This window comes from Sporosarcina thermotolerans (assembly GCF_030067815.1).
Taxonomy (GTDB): Bacteria; Bacillota; Bacilli; order Bacillales_A; family Planococcaceae; genus Sporosarcina; species Sporosarcina thermotolerans.
The window spans coordinates 1,064,995-1,080,795 of the sequence record NZ_CP125968.1; the positions used below are offsets into that span (position 1 = coordinate 1,064,995).

The 15,801-nt window shown below is 41.6% G+C and carries 15 protein-coding genes and 1 pseudogene; all 16 read left to right on the forward strand.

Annotated features, from left to right (window positions below):
- Positions 1 to 60 precede the first annotated feature (60 nt).
- The 16 genes and pseudogenes from QNH10_RS06025 to QNH10_RS06100 all read left to right on the forward strand — a co-directional run bounded on the left by QNH10_RS06025 (position 61) and on the right by QNH10_RS06100 (position 15,796).
- Complete coding sequence (locus QNH10_RS06025; RefSeq protein ID WP_283733889.1) at positions 61 to 1,470, forward strand: SulP family inorganic anion transporter; 1,410 nt, start codon at positions 61 to 63, stop codon at positions 1,468 to 1,470.
- Between the two features lie 24 nt (positions 1,471 to 1,494).
- The gene (locus QNH10_RS06030; protein ID WP_283733890.1) at positions 1,495 to 1,908 is read left to right on the forward strand and encodes a universal stress protein; all 414 of its coding nucleotides are present in this window, start codon (positions 1,495 to 1,497) and stop codon (positions 1,906 to 1,908) included.
- A 535-nt stretch (positions 1,909 to 2,443) separates the two neighbouring features.
- Positions 2,444 to 2,836, forward strand: a complete 393-nt coding sequence (locus QNH10_RS06035; protein WP_283734576.1) for a M20/M25/M40 family metallo-hydrolase — start codon at positions 2,444 to 2,446, stop codon at positions 2,834 to 2,836.
- Complete coding sequence (locus tag QNH10_RS06040) at positions 2,764 to 3,444, forward strand: hydantoinase/carbamoylase family amidase (protein WP_283733891.1); 681 nt, start codon at positions 2,764 to 2,766, stop codon at positions 3,442 to 3,444. Before QNH10_RS06035 ends, QNH10_RS06040 begins: the two co-directional genes overlap by 73 nt.
- Before the next feature lie 183 nt (positions 3,445 to 3,627).
- Positions 3,628 to 5,740, forward strand: a pseudogene (locus QNH10_RS06045) (ATP-dependent Clp protease ATP-binding subunit).
- Between the two features lie 317 nt (positions 5,741 to 6,057).
- Positions 6,058 to 6,441 carry a YkvA family protein gene (locus QNH10_RS06050; protein ID WP_283733892.1) on the forward strand — a complete coding sequence of 128 codons (384 nt, stop codon included), beginning with the start codon at positions 6,058 to 6,060 and terminating at the stop codon, positions 6,439 to 6,441.
- A 37-nt stretch (positions 6,442 to 6,478) separates the two neighbouring features.
- Positions 6,479 to 6,826, forward strand: a complete 348-nt coding sequence (locus tag QNH10_RS06055; protein ID WP_283733893.1) for a YciI family protein — start codon at positions 6,479 to 6,481, stop codon at positions 6,824 to 6,826.
- Between the two features lie 363 nt (positions 6,827 to 7,189).
- Complete coding sequence (locus QNH10_RS06060; protein ID WP_283733894.1) at positions 7,190 to 8,743, forward strand: bifunctional metallophosphatase/5'-nucleotidase; 1,554 nt, start codon at positions 7,190 to 7,192, stop codon at positions 8,741 to 8,743.
- A gap of 143 nt (positions 8,744 to 8,886) precedes the next feature.
- Entirely contained in the window at positions 8,887 to 9,930 is a 1,044-nt protein-coding gene (locus tag QNH10_RS06065) for an ABC transporter ATP-binding protein (RefSeq protein WP_283733895.1), read from the forward strand.
- Between the two features lie 7 nt (positions 9,931 to 9,937).
- Positions 9,938 to 10,816, forward strand: a complete 879-nt coding sequence (locus QNH10_RS06070) for a carbohydrate ABC transporter permease (protein WP_283733896.1) — start codon at positions 9,938 to 9,940, stop codon at positions 10,814 to 10,816.
- Between the two features lie 12 nt (positions 10,817 to 10,828).
- The gene (locus QNH10_RS06075; protein WP_283733897.1) at positions 10,829 to 11,158 is read left to right on the forward strand and encodes an ABC transporter permease family protein; all 330 of its coding nucleotides are present in this window, start codon (positions 10,829 to 10,831) and stop codon (positions 11,156 to 11,158) included.
- On the forward strand, positions 11,128 to 11,652 hold the full coding sequence (locus QNH10_RS06080; RefSeq protein ID WP_283733898.1) for a carbohydrate ABC transporter permease: 525 nt from the start codon (positions 11,128 to 11,130) through the stop codon (positions 11,650 to 11,652). The genes QNH10_RS06075 and QNH10_RS06080 overlap by 31 nt, the downstream gene beginning before the upstream one ends.
- Positions 11,653 to 11,747: 95 nt before the next feature.
- The gene (locus QNH10_RS06085; RefSeq protein ID WP_283733899.1) at positions 11,748 to 13,085 is read left to right on the forward strand and encodes an ABC transporter substrate-binding protein; all 1,338 of its coding nucleotides are present in this window, start codon (positions 11,748 to 11,750) and stop codon (positions 13,083 to 13,085) included.
- Positions 13,082 to 14,395, forward strand: coding sequence for an MBL fold metallo-hydrolase (locus QNH10_RS06090; RefSeq protein ID WP_283733900.1), 1,314 nt, complete (start codon positions 13,082 to 13,084; stop codon positions 14,393 to 14,395). Before QNH10_RS06085 ends, QNH10_RS06090 begins: the two co-directional genes overlap by 4 nt.
- Positions 14,396 to 14,562: 167 nt before the next feature.
- Positions 14,563 to 15,213, forward strand: coding sequence for a 7-cyano-7-deazaguanine synthase QueC (queC, locus tag QNH10_RS06095; protein WP_283733901.1), 651 nt, complete (start codon positions 14,563 to 14,565; stop codon positions 15,211 to 15,213).
- Entirely contained in the window at positions 15,206 to 15,796 is a 591-nt protein-coding gene (locus QNH10_RS06100) for a VUT family protein (protein ID WP_283733902.1), read from the forward strand. Before queC ends, QNH10_RS06100 begins: the two co-directional genes overlap by 8 nt.
- The last annotated feature ends 5 nt before the right edge of the window (positions 15,797 to 15,801 follow it).

Below are 15,801 nucleotides of genomic sequence, written 5' to 3' on the forward strand. Positions count from 1 at the left end.
GATCTTTACTGCATCCATAAAAGTATGCATGGTATAGACAACAAGAAAGGGGAACAAAACTTGCATACGTTGAAACAACAATGGTTCGGAAATATCCGAGCCGATATACTGGCAGGAATTGTTGTGGGACTGGCACTCATTCCTGAAGCATTAGCATTCGCGTTCATCGTAGGCGTGGATCCGCGTGTCGCGTTATATGCTTCATTCGCAATTGCCGTTATCACTTCATTTGTGGGAGGGCGTCCGGGGCTTATATCAGCAGCCACCGGCGCAATGGCGTTAGTTCTCGTCAACTTGATGGCAGATCATGGCTTGCAATATCTATTGGCAGCGACCGTTTTGACTGGAATTATTCAACTTATCCTCGGGGGGGTTGGCGTCGCGAATTTGATGCGTTTCATCCCGAATTCCGTCATGTTAGGATTCGTGAATGCACTTGGCATTATGATCTTCATCACCCAGCTTCCTTACTTGCGGGGTCAAGACGCAATGACATTTATCTTCGCTATCGCGACTTTGATTTTAGTTTACGCAGTACCGCGTTTCTTCACAGCAATTCCCGCACCACTTATCGCAATTGTCGTCATGACGGGAATTGCACTGATGAGCGGCGTTACGCTACAGACAATTGGCGATTTAGGAAAGATGCCGAATTCGTTGCCGACTTTCTTCATTCCGGACATTCCTTTTAACTTGGAAACGCTGAAAATCATCTTCCCATATTCACTGGCGTTATCGATTGTCGGTCTACTTGAATCATTGCTAACATCCCAAGTATTGGACGACATGACCGATACAGAGAGCGATAAAAATCGGGAAGCACGTGGACAAGGAATCGCGAACTTCTTCACAGGATTTTTCGGTGGGATGGCAGGATGTGCATTAATCGGCCAATCGATGATCAATATCAAATCAGGTGGTCGCGGCCGCTTATCCACTTTCACAGCGGGTGTCTTCCTTATGTTTTTGATCATCGTTTTAGGAGATGTTGTCGTGAAAATCCCGATGCCCGTTCTTGCGGGTGTAATGATCATGGTCGCAGCGACAACATTCAACTGGGGCTCATTCAAGTTTCTGAAGCAAGCGCCAAAAACGGAATCGCTCGTTATGCTCATCACCGTTGCAATTATTTTATACACGCATAATCTTGCAATCGGTGTTGTAGTCGGTGTCATTCTGAGTTCACTATTTTTTGTATCGAAAATATCTCGCGTGACTGTGACGCCTCAATCTAACATATATAAGATAAAAGGACCGTTATTTTTCGCTTCCACTACGAAATTCATCCATTCTTTTCGTGACGTAAAGGAGAAGGAAGTCATTATTGACTTTGAAGATAGCCAGCTATGGGATGAATCCGCTGTTGGGGCGATTGTTAAAGTGAAGCAGAAGCTTGAGGAAGAAGGAGTAACGGTAACAATCCGGGGGCTGAACTCTTCAAGTGAACAACTATACGCAAAGTTACAATAGGAGTACGAAAAGGGAGGAATCTACATGAAAATTGCTGTTGCCATTGATGGGTCAGAAAACGCTCTACGTGCTGCAAGGCACGCCATTGCACTTGCCAAGCTATACCCGGAGGCGACATTGGATGTCATTTTTGTCGCGGATTACAATAAAGCGAAAGATGATCGGCTTTTATCGCAAAATGAGGAAAGTCTTTTAGTGAAACGTAAGCAGAAAATGGAACCAGTTTTGGACATGGCGCGTGATGCCGGAGTGAAAGCAAACATGATAGTGCTGAAAGGAAATCCGAGCCAGGAAATCATAAACTATGTGAATTCCGAGGCGATGGATCAGCTCGTCCTTGGCAGCCGTGGGTTGAATGCTTTTCAAGAAATGGTGCTTGGAAGTGTCAGTCATAAAGTGATGAAACATGTGAATTGCCCTGTGACGGTTGTGAAGTAGGTAAGAGGATGAAAACGCCTTAAGAGGGGATGACCTTCATAGGGCGTTTTTTGTATGGGTGAGGATGCAGACTTCCCGTAGAAGGGTGGTGACTTCGCATAGAAGTGTTGCGACTTCCCATAGAATCGCCCCGACTTCCCTTAGAAGTGCGTTTACTTCCCATAGAAGTGCTCCGACTTCCCGTAGAAGAGTGTTTACTTCCCATAGAAGTACCCTGACTCCCCATAGGAGCAGGTAACCAGTTTGATTTCCTCAATGTAACTTGCGATACTTTAAATAAAGATAAAACTAAAAGGGGAATTGCCATGAAGCTGGATCGATTGCGTCAGTCATTTGAAGAACTTGCGAGATTTACAGACGAAGGTGAAGGCATCAACCGGCTGGCTTACACTGAAACTGAACGGAATGCCCGCAACTTTTTAATTAAGCAGTTTGAACGCGCAGGACTAACAGTTCGCATCGACTACGCGGGAAACGTCATTGCGCGTAGGGAAGGAAGGTCCCCCACTTACCTGTTGTCGCGACAGGTTCACATATCGATTCCGTCTACGCCGCAGGTGAATTTGATGGGACAGCAGGTGTCCTTGTTGCACTTGAAGTCATGCGCTCCCTCACGGATGAGAACGTTAAAACGGAGAATCCGCTTGAAGTCATCATTTTCGCATGCGAAGAATCCGCCCGCTTCGGTGCATCGACTCTTGGCAGCAAAGCGATGACAGGTCGCCTCGACCCCGCTTACACGAGGTCACTGACCGACAAAAACGGTGTTACATTGTTTCAGGCATTCAAAGAAAATGGGCTTGATTTGGAAGAAGTTCATTTGGCAAAACGCTTTGGGATGAAATCAAGGCATTTGTGGAGTTGCACGTTGAACAGGGACCTGTTCTTGAAAAACAGGGGGTGGCAATCGGTGTTGTTTCTGCCATAGCAGCTCCAGTCCGCTTTCATGTTCATATCGATGGGACAGCAGATCATTCCGGTACGACGCCGATGGATTACCGCCACGATGCCCTGCTTGGCGGAGCGGCAATTGCACTATCCATTGAAAAGGCGGCACTTGCGGAGCTTGAGTATGGTACAGTCGGTACGGTTGGTGTCTTCTCAGTGAAACCTGGGGCGATGAATGTTGTGCCAGGTACTGCAGATCTTTACGTCGATATTCGAGGGACGAACCGTGAATCGAGACAAAGAGTAGTGGCTGCACTAAAAACTGCAGTTAACGATGTGTCGAAAGCGCGAGGCTTAGACATTTGGATGGATGAGATGTCGAAAGAAGAACCTGTTCAGATGGATAGCACAATCGTGGCTGAATTGAAATCAATCTGCGAAGAAAGAGGAGTGTCCTATCTTGAAATGTCAAGCGGAGCGGGACATGACTCCATGAATATGGCGGCGCTCTGTCCGACTGGCATGATTTTCGTCCCGTCCAAAGATGGACTTAGTCATAATCCAGCAGAGTATACGACAATGGAACAGCTGATGGAAGGGGCGGAAGTATTGCGCGCCTTCATGCTGAAACAAGCGGAGGAATTTTAAAAGAAAACAAAAGACGGTGCTGCTTTTATTAACATTAAAATGCAGCATCGTTTTTTATTTTATCAATAAATCAATCAAAAACCTTGAAAGTCAAAGAAGGTCAGTGTATAATAAAAACATAAGTCAAAGATAGTCAATGTCAAACAATATAAATGAACGAACTATATAAGGAGGAAATGGCTTATGAAATGTCAACATTGTGGTAAAAACGAAGCAACAATGAGCCTTCGGCTACAACTGAATCATCAACGTATGCAGTTGCATATGTGTCATACCTGTTTCCAACAGATACAAGGACAAATGAATATGCCGTCATTTGGAAATGATGCAAATCAATTTTTCCAAGCGAACGGCAAGCAGGGAGCACATACGCAAGTTAGAGAAATTGATGAAAACCAAGGGAATGGCCTGTTAGACCAACTTGGAAGAAATATTTCGAATGACGCTAAGGAAGGGAAAATTGACCCTGTCATCGGGCGCGATCAGGAAGTGAAACGCGTTATCGAGACATTAAATAGAAGAAACAAAAACAATCCGGTACTCATCGGGGAACCGGGTGTTGGTAAAACAGCTATTGCAGAAGGGCTCGCCGTGAAAATCAATGAAGGAGACGTGCCTGCGAAACTGTTGAATAAACAAATTTACGTCTTAGATGTAGCATCTCTTGTCACAAACACTGGAATTCGCGGTCAATTTGAAGAGCGGATGAAACAATTAATCGAGGAGATCGAGAGTCGTACAGATGTCATTGTATTCATCGATGAAATCCATCTACTTGTCGGTGCGGGATCAGCAGAAGGTTCCAAAATGGATGCCGGGAATATTTTGAAACCTGCATTGGCACGCGGTGGCATGCAGCTGATTGGTGCGACGACGTTGAAAGAGTATCGTCAAATTGAAAAAGATGCCGCACTCGAACGCCGCTTCCAGCCGATTATCGTAAAAGAACCTTCTGTGGAAGACGCAATTACAATCTTGCACGGCATTAAAGATCGTTATGAAGCTTTCCATGAAGTACGTTATTCCGATGAAGTGATTCGGGCGTTCGTCACATTATCACAACGCTATATCCAAGACCGATTCTTGCCGGACAAGGCAATCGATTTGATGGATGAAGTGGGGAGCCCGCTTGAATCTTAAACAGTCATCAGCAGATGCTGAGCAAATCGGAAAACGCCTTGAAGAGATCATCCTACAAAAAGAACAAGCGGCAGAAACAGAAGACTATGAAAAGGCGGCAGCTTTACGTCAAGAAGAAATTCGATTACGTCAACAACTTGAGGATGTTAAGGATAACGATGAATCCCAATATGAAGTGACTGTCGAAGACATCGAGGGAATTGTGGAAGAAAAAACAGGTATTCCGGTGACAAAACTGCAAGCGTCGGAACAAGCAAAAATGAAAGACCTTGCAGAAAATCTTCGTAAAAAGGTAATTGGGCAAGAAGAAGCGGCTGATAAAGTTGCTAAATCAATCCGTCGTAGCCGCGCAGGATTAAAATCAAAAGATCGTCCAATCGGATCTTTCCTATTCGTCGGTCCAACAGGTGTCGGTAAAACAGAAATTACTAAAATATTAGCGGAGGAACTATTCGGTTCCCGCGACACGTTAATCCGCCTCGATATGAGTGAATACATGGAGAAACATGCCGTCTCTAAAATTATCGGTTCACCTCCTGGTTACGTAGGACATGAAGAAGCAGGCCAATTAACGGAACAAGTCCGCCGCAACCCTTATTCGATTCTACTGTTTGACGAAATCGAAAAAGCGCACCCTGACGTTCAACATATGTTCCTTCAAATTATGGAAGATGGTCGATTAACCGATTCGCACGGACGAACAGTGAGCTTCAAAGACACTGTCATCATCATGACAAGCAACGCTGGAACAGGGGAGAAAAAGGTAAGTGTCGGGTTCAATCAAACCGCACATGAATCCGTCTCCATGCTTGAATCACTTGGAAACTACTTCAAACCTGAATTCCTTAACCGTTTCGATGCGATTGTTCAGTTCAATGAACTGACAGAAGACAATTTGCTCGAAATTGTAAACTTGATGCTCGCTGATTTGGAAGAAGCGATTGAAGAAAACGACATCACAATTTCAATTTCATCAGAAGCTAAAATGGAATTGGTAAACTTAGGCTACGACAAACGTTTTGGAGCACGACCACTTCGCAGAGTTATCCAAGACAAAATCGAAGATCCATTAACGGATCTCATTTTGGAAGAAGACGATATTGCAAAGGTCCATGTCGACGTTGTCGATGAAGAGATTGTTGTACGTAAAGCTTAATTTCGGTGCCTATGCAGCACGCTATTCAGACAATACACTACAATTGCATAATACAAATGAAAGAAGTCAACCATATCAATATTTGGTTGGCTTCTTTGTGCATATATATATCTTCTTGAATTATCATATTTGCGTGGCGTATAGGCACCTAAAAGGGACCCTAAAAGAATAAAGGAATTCAAGATACGGTAACGAATTAGATAGCGTAAAGAAGAGAGTACATTAGAGGGAATTTGTGAAATTGGAGGACTACTTGGAGAAATCCTCAATGGATGCTTTATAATGAAAATAAAGTCTATTGATTATTAGGAGATTACATGTTTGAGAAAATGAAGGATTGGGCGAAAAGTTTAAAACGACAGATATTTATACTTTACTATGCTTATAAAGATGCAAGAACACCTTGGTATGCAAAATTTTATACTGCTTGTGTGGTTGCTTATGCGTTCAGTCCAATTGACTTAATACCAGATTTTATACCTATTCTCGGCTACTTAGATGACGTGATTCTCCTTCCTATAGGGATATGGTTTGCGTTGAAAATGATACCGAGGAATGTATTAACTGATTGTGAAGTTAAGGCAGAGGAAAAGATGAAAAATGGTAAACCGAAGAATTGGATAGTCGGTTCAATAATAGTATCAGTATGGAGTCTCATTATTATTTGGTTTGTTATTAAAATCTATAGCTTCTTCAACTAACGGCTGCTTTACTTTTTAAAAAAAGGAGGAGTTTTTAATGCTATTTATGATGATTGTCAAAGCCTCGAAGAATTCGGAAGCCGGAAATCTTCCGAGCCCAGAGCTCAGAGAAGCCATGACGAGGTACAATGAGGAATTAGTGAAGGCAGGCGTGCGAATTATGGCGAAAGGGCTTCATCCAAGTTCGAATGGGATTCGCCTTTCCTATCCAAAAGAAGGGGGAACGCCTGTAGTCACGGATGGGCCATTTTCGGATGATTTGGTTGCAGGGTTCATTCTTATTGATGTGAAGTCGAGGGAAGAAGCGATCGAGTGGGCCATGCGGATGCCGGATCCACAAGGATTTGGCGATGGGCAAATTGAGCTGCGGCAAGTATTTGAGTAATGAGCATTTGAGAATGTAGCTCAGCATTAGAACTTCTTCAGAGTCGTGAAAAGGTTTTGGAGGGAGTTAGTTTTTTTCAGGTGCCTGTGGAGCGTCCTATTCAGATGATACATTGCAAATGCATAATAGAAATGAAAGAAGCCAACCATATATCAGTATTTGGTTGGCTTCTTTGTGCATTTTTATAACTTTTCTTTAATTGTCATAAATGTGTATTGCGCAGTTGTTTGTAAATTTATTGTTAGTTATTTGTATTTTTTTTGTAAGTTTTGATGATTTGTTTTTTTAATTTGTTATGATGATATAGGTTTTTCAGTATAACTTTTCAACTTGATTTTTAACATAAACTGGGAGATTGAATTTATGAAAAAAATAACAATTCTACAAACTAGCGATATTCACGGAAGTATTTATCCGCTGAACTATGGAACGAACGAAGCAGCAGACGTCGGACTTGGGAAACTTGCGACAATAATAAAGCAAGAACGAGCTTTGGATGAACAACTACTTTTAGTTGACAATGGAGATCTCATCCAAGGTACGCCTTTAACATATTATTATGTTCAATTTTTAAAAGATGAAAAGAACCCGATGATCAGTGTATTGAATCACTTATCGTACGATGCAGCAATCATTGGAAATCATGAATTTAATTATGGTATGGACGTAGTAGATCGTGCGGTACAGGAATCAGATTTCCCTTGGCTGTCTGCCAATATCATTTCTGAGTCTACAGGTGAGCCTTACTTTGGAAAACCTTATTTGATAAAAACGATAAATTCCGTAAAGATAGCGATCTTAGGAGTTACTACTCATTACATTCCTAACTGGGAAAGCGAACAGAATATAGCAGGGCTTAAATTCAAAGACAGTCTTCAAGAAACGAAAAAATGGGTTGCTCATATTCGAGAAAAGGAAAGTCCTAACGTAGTGATCGTTTCTTACCACGGAGGTTTTGAACGTGATCTCGAAACTGGAGAACCAACTGAACCACAAACAGGAGAAAATCAAGGATTTGCGATCTGTCATGAAGTCGAGGGAATCGATGTTTTGCTGACAGGGCATCAACATCGCGCGTTGACAGGAAATGTGAATGGTGTAGCAATCGTGCAACCATCGAATAACGGGCAAATGTTGGGGAAAGTGACCCTGACCTTAAATGAGAATAATGAAATAATAAATAAAGCTTCCGAATTATTACAAATGGAAGAAGTGGAAGCAAATCAGGAAATTTTGAAACTAACATCAAATGTAGAAGCACAAACACAAAAATGGCTCGACCAGCCAATCGGGAAGATAGAAGGCGATATGGTCATTACGGATGCTTTTTCAGTAAGAACATGTGAGCATCCTGCTATTGAATTTATTAACAAAGTGCAAATGGAAGCTGCTGGAGTAGACATTTCTTCTACATCGTTATTTAACAATCTATCTCCAGGTTTTAGACCAAATGTCACAATGCGAGACATTATATCGAATTATATGTTTCCAAATACGCTAAAAGTGCTTTCTGTTAGTGGACAAGATATTAAAGATGCACTTAAACAAAGTGCATCGTATTTTATGTTGAATGAATCAGGGGAACTTAAAGTAAACCCCGCGTTTATCCACCCGAAACCTCAACACTATAATTACGACATGTGGGAAGGGATTGAATACGTTTTGGATATTCGCAACCCGATTGGAGAACGAGTAACCACTTTACAGTATCATGGGAAGCCCATTGATTTGGACGGTAAGTATCAAGTCGTGATGAATAATTACCGTGCTGGTGGCGGGGGGAATTACGCGATGTTCAAAGATAAGCCAATTGTCAAAGAGATACCTTTGGATATGACTGAAATTATTACGAGCTACATTCTCAATCGACAAACAGTTAAAGCAACCGTCAATCACAATTGGAAAGTTGTCTGGTAAGAAGAGCTAAGAAGAGTTGAGCCTATCAACTCTCCTTTCTTCTTTACAAAACCTTTATCGGAAATTTACAGTAACTCAACTTTCTCCAACAATTTCACTGCTATACTGAACTGCTGCACAATAATTAGTAAGGGAGCATTACGATGACCATTACATTACAGAATATTTCTATGAAATTTTCAAATACAACTGCAGTAAATCAACTGAATGTCACGATTCCGAAAGGGGAACTCGTCTCAATATTAGGACCTAGTGGCTGTGGGAAGAGTACGACGCTATATATGCTCGCAGGACTTTATGAACCAACCGACGGAGCGATTTTATTTAACGGCAAGGACGTCACAAAGCTAACTCCGGAGAAACGGGGCATTGGGATGGTATTTCAAAACTATGCTCTCTATCCCCATATGACAGTCTTACAAAATATTATGTTCCCTCTAAAGATGCATAAAGTGAAAAAAACAGAAGCTAAAGCAAAGGCAATCGAAATGGCTAAACTTGTTGAAATCGATCATTTACTAGATCGAAAACCAAGTATGTTATCGGGTGGGCAACAGCAACGTGTAGCGATCGCACGTGCCTTAGTGAGGGAACCGGAAATTTTATTATTAGATGAACCACTGTCGAATTTAGATGCCCGCTTGCGTTTAACGATGCGGGAGGAGATTAGAAGAATTCAACAAGCTCTTAAAATTACAACTGTTTTTGTTACACATGACCAAGAAGAAGCACTTGGTATATCAGACCATGTTCTCCTGATGAACCAAGGTGAGCTCATGCAATTTGATGTTCCTCAGAATTTGTATGATGAGCCGAATCATCAATTTGTGGCAAGCTTCATTGGATCCCCGCCAATAAATTATTTTGAAGGGGAAATTGTAAGTGGTGTACTAAAAACTCCGTTTGGTTATGACATTTCTTTTGAAGCACCAGATCAACCGGTACAAATTGCTGTTCGTCCTGAAAATCTATACCTTTCAAAATCGGGACTTCATAGAGAAGTGCAGCATGTAGAGCGAATCGGCAAAGACACGCTTGCTGTTATCGGCACCGATGAGGATAAAATACGACTCTTCCTTCAAAAAGAAGAGCATGTAGAAGTTGGACAAGTAATACATGTTCAAGCCAATCAAGCAGACATTCGGATTTTCCAAAAATCGGGAGAAAGAATCTACGTAAAGGGGTAATGGGACGATGAAACTCAAAGATACAACTAAAGCGGCTCTTTACCTATTTCCAGCATTGCTCATAATCGGGGTATTCACCATTTATCCGATGATTAAGTCATTCTTTATGAGTTTTTATGCAGAGTACGACTATTTCAATGATGTTGTTCATCGATACGGTTTTGATAACTTCGTCTATTTGTGGAATGATGCCGTTTTCCATAAAGCATTGCAAAATACATTTATCTTTGTACTCGGTGTTGTACCTGTTTCCATTCTTTTATCCTTATGGATTGCCTTAATGCTAAATTCGATCACGTTTCTCAATAAATTTTTCAGAACGATTTATTTTATTCCTTTCGTTACAAGTGTCGTAGCCGTGTCGATCGTATGGCGATGGATCTTTCATTCAAACTACGGAATTATGAACTATTTTCTTAGTTGGTTTGGAGTCGAACCAATTCAATGGCTAACAAGTACGGAATGGGCGATGCCTTCCCTAATTATTCTATCGATTTGGAAAGGGCTCGGTTATAACATCATTATTTTTCTCGCAGGTTTACAAACAATTGGCGACACCTATTACAATGCGGCAAGAATTGATGGGGCCAATATTTGGAATCGGTTTTTACATGTCACACTGCCTCAATTGGCACCTACGACTTTTTTCGTCTCCATTATTTCGATTATCGGTTCATTTAAAGTGTTTGACGAAATTTATGCGTTGTTTGACGGAAAAGCGGGACCATCGAATAGTGCATTAACCGTTGTGTATTATGTGTTCGATAAATTTTACGGAGAATGGAATTTTGGAGTCGCTTCGGCGGCGGCGTATGTTCTATTCGCCATCATCTTCGTTTTTACATTACTGCAGTTTTATATCAGTAAGAAAAAAATCACTTATTAAGGGAGAAAGAACATGAAAACGAGTCCTCTTTCGAAGACATTTATATACGGTCTGTTAGGGATCGGCAGCATTTTAATGCTATTACCTTTCGTTTGGATGATTTCTACATCACTTAAAAGTGGGAACGAAGTCATGATGATGCCGCCTGTATGGATTCCGGAAACGTTTCGTTTCGATAACTATGTAGAAGCATTTAAGAAATCACCTTTTGCAACATACTTTTTAAATTCGGTCATTGTCATGGTCTTTAGTACGCTTGGTGAGGTTATTACAACCATTTTAGCCGCCTATGCATTTAGCAAATTGAACTTTTGGGGAAGGATGTTCTCTTTGCTCTATTAGTTGGAACGATGATGGTTCCCGGTGAAGTGTTACTTGTACCAAATTTTGTTTTACTCTCGAATTTAGGTTGGATTGATCGGTACGAGGCGCTGATCATCCCGTGGACTGCGAGCATATTTTCCATCTTTTTATTGCGACAGTTTTTCATGAAAATCCCGAAAGAGTTAAACTATGCAGCCCGTGTGGATGGATGCACAAATTTCAGGTTTTTATGGTCCATAATGCTTCCGATTGCGAAACCAGCGATCGTTACGATTATTTTATTGAAAGCGATTGGGTCATGGAACGCATTTTTATGGCCTTTAATTGTAACAAATTCAAAGGAAATGAGAACGTTACCTGTCGGGTTAACAAGCTTTTCAACGGAAGCCGGAACTGTGTATGAACTACTAATGGCAGCATCTACAATGATTATTTTGCCAATGATTATTTTATTTATTTTCCTACAAAAATATATTATCAAAGGCATTGCAGGAGCTGGTATTAAAGGATGATAAGCGGACATTTGAGGAGGTGTTGCGTAGGGATTTTGAAGTATTGAACAGTCTTCACTCTACTTTGATAAAACATAAAAAAAGGAGAATTACACATGAAAAAGTTATCGTTATTCGTATTTTTAATGATGGTGAGTGTGTTACTAGTTGCCTGTGGCAACGATAAAGAAGAGGGCAATGCTTCAAATGCAGCAACAGGAGATTCAAAAACAACAGAAACAGCAAAAAAAGAAACAACTAAACCAGTAGAAGTTGAATTTTGGCATGCGATGAATGGTGACCATGAGAAATGGTTGGAAGATGCAGCGGTAAAATTCAGTGAAGAAAATGAAAATATTACTGTGAAATTAGTGAACCAAGGTAGCTACAATGATTTGTCTCAAAAGTTACTTGCAGCAGCAAAAGCAAAAACATCTCCGACAATTGCACAAGCTTATGCAGAGTGGATGACAGAGTATAATGCAAATAATTTAGTAGTAGACTTGGCACCAATGATTAATGCTGAAAATGGTTTCCCAGCGGATGCAAGCTATGAAGACATTAGCGAAGTGTTCCGAAACGATAATACATTTGGCGATAAAGTGTTAGGTTTACCATTTAACAAATCGACACGTGTTCTTTTCTACAACAAAGATTATTTTGAAGCGAACGGATTGACTGCTCCAACGACATGGGATGAGTTAGCAGCAGCCGCAACAACCTTAACAAAAGAAATCGATGGCAAAAAAGTTGTAGGTATGGGTTTTGAAAACGGATTGGCGCATGAAATTAGCATGTGGTTTGAACAAGCAGGTGGAGACTTTGTTGATGAAAAAGAAGGAAAAGTTTTATTTAACACTGACGCAGGTCTACGTGCATTAACATTTATCAATACAATGCTGAAAGACGGTTCAGCACGTATGGCTGGTGAGGATGGGTACTTATCAGGCCCATTCACGAGAGGTGACGTTGCTATGTATATTGGTTCAAGCGCAGGTCTAGCATACGTTGCAAAAGATGCTGGAGACATGAACTGGTCCACAACTCCACTTCCGAAAGATGTCGAAGCGGCAGCTCCTTTCCAAGGAACGAACATTACGATGTTTGCGAATAGCACAGAAGCAGAACAAGCAGCTGCATTTGAATTCATGAAATACTTGATTACTCCTGAAAATACGGTAGATTGGGCGAAAGCAACAGGATACCTACCAGTACGTGAATCTGCTCAACAAGGGAAAGACTGGCTGTCATTCATTGAAGAATACGAAGCTTACCAAGCAGGGAATGCCCAATACGCGGATGGATTCATCGATGTTCGCTTACCTGGATCGTACGCGATGAAAAATGCAATTTCTGTAGAGTTAGATAAGATGCTATTTGAAGGTGCAACGCCAGCCGAAACGTTAGAAGCAATGAGCAAGAAAGCGCAAGAAGCGTTAGATCAAGCAAAATGATGGAACAAAACGATTTTAAAAATGGGCAAACGACCATTCAATTTTATGCTGGCTTAAAAACAATTGGCGGAACTATTTTTGAAATAACGTATAAGAACGAAAGATTGATAGCAGATTTTGGAATTGTTTTTCAAAATAACTTGCTGAAGGGCGTTCAATTGCGCCCTCAGCACGTGATTTCCGATTTGAAACAGCTTGGTGTTCTCCCTTCGATTCCAAATCTATTTAGATCGGATGAATTAACAGGAGATACAACAATTGCCATCTCTCATTTACATTTAGATCATATCGGTTTGTTGCAGTATGTCCATCCAGATATACCGATCATTATGAGTGAAGAGAGCAAAGCATTGTATGGACACTTGCATGCAATTGGGGAAGAATCTGTAGATGTCGATAGGCAAGTGAAGAGCGTTCCGTTCCATCAGCCGATACAAGTGTCTGCGCATATACAAGTAGAGTTTTTCCCAGTCAATCATGATGCGCCAGGGACGTCCGCGATTCGGATTACAACACCGGATACAACGATAGTCTACACGGGAGATGTGCGTTTACATGGGGACGATGTTGAGACTGCAAACTTACCAAATGTAGCAGGATCTCCGGACATCTTAATTATTGAAACGACGAATGTACAAGCAGATTTTCTCGATAAAAATCCAGTCATTCAAAGTGAAGCAGATGAGTTAATCCCTGCGTTACTGAAGATTGATTCGACCTCGATTGTTTTCAATATTTATCACCGAAACGTGAGACGTTTGGAGATATTAATAGAAGCGGCAAGACAAAAAGGGAAAATCATTGTCTTCGAGCCTGAAACAGCTTATTTGGTGCAGGCATACAATATGGAAGCATCACATGTACGCTATTTGCTGGATGATTCAAATGTCAGCAATCAAATCCATGCGATTGAACCGATAACGGTTGAAGAATTAAATAGTGATTTTTCACAAGTATGGCTCCAATCTTCTTATCATCAGATGATGACGTTACTGGACCTGCCTGTAAAAGGAGCTACATACGTTCATTCGAATGGTGTGCCATTAGGAAGCTTTGATCCTATGTATGAGGGATTGTTGGAGTGGGTTGACAAACTCGGCATGGGGTTCGTTGTTCTTGGGGTATCCGGCCATGCATCAGCCGCGCAAATAAAATGGCTCGCAGATGCAATGCAAGCAAAAGTAACAATTCCGCTACACGGTTTTACACCCGAATTGTTGCAAGGGCCAAATCAGACATTTTTGCCTCAAACAGGGGTCATTTATCCAATTTCGACACTTTTGAAAGAAATAGGACCTTCCTCAAAGTGAATTGTAACGGCCGGATGTTCGAGCATCCGGTCTTTTATTATAGGATAAGTTTAGCGTAAAACATTCTATGAAGAAACGCTATCTTCAAATAACAAATTCAGCTATACTCATAGTAAGAGGGTTCGAAACCATCCCCTCTATAATAAAAACTAGGGAGGAATTACATAATGGAAAAAGCGGTAGTCGTATTTAGTGGCGGGCAAGATTCAACGACGTGTCTTCTGTGGGCATTGGAGACATTTGATCACGTTGAAGCCGTCACTTTTTTGTATGGGCAAAGAAATGCGTCGGAATTGGACTCGGCGAAGAAGATTGCAGAGGATTTGGGGGTTCCCCATAAGATACTGGATCTGGATTTGCTGAACCAGCTGACGGACAATGCCATGACACGCAGTGATATGGAGATTGACGAGACGGGTGAAGTTCCGAATACGTTTGTCGAGGGAAGGAATCATATCTTCCTATCCTTCGCAGCGATCTACGCAAAGCGAGTTAGAGCAAGGCATGTCATTACAGGTGTGAGTGAAACTGATTTTAGTGGCTATCCTGATTGCCGCAATGATTTCATCAAATCATTGAATGTCACGCTGAATCTTGCGATGGACGCACGCTTCGAGATCCATACGCCGTTAATGTGGAAAACGAAAGCGGATGTCTGGGAGATGGCGGACAGAATGGGCAAGTTGGCGTACATCAGAGAGAATACGACAACCTGTTATAACGGTATCATTGCTGATGGATGCGGCGAGTGTCCTTCTTGTAAACTACGAAAGCAAGGCCATGATGCGTACCTGACAGGGGGTCGCGCACATGTTTAGGATTCTCATCTACTTATTCTCCATCGTAATTGCCAACGTCGTTACAGCTAAATTTGCGCCGATGGAATTAGGATTATTCATCATCCCTTATGGAACGTTGTTCATTGGATTGACGTTAGTCATGCGGGATATGGTCCAAAATCGATTTGGTCGTAAGAAAACGTATCTATTGATTGTCGCAGCACTTGCAATATCTGCGATCACAAGCCATTTGTTAGGTGACGCACTATGGGTCGTATTTGCATCGACGCTCAGCTTTATCATATCCGAGACGGTCGATACGGAAATTTACACACGCTTCAAGCTGCCTTTCGTTAAGCGAGTCATGTATTCCGGAATTATCGCAGGATTTCTTGATTCGGCCATATTCGTGATTGTAGGAATCGGCCCGTTAGGTTTGAAGTATGTACCTTGGGAGCTTGTTCCCTATGCGATTGCGGGACAGTGGGTTGCGAAAACGCTTATGCAGCTGATCGTAGCTGGTGGAATCAGGCATTTTGTTATCAAATTAGGCATTTATGAACCGAATATATCAGATGAACTATCACATAAAACGCCGCAACAAGTGCGGGCAACACGATAAGGAAG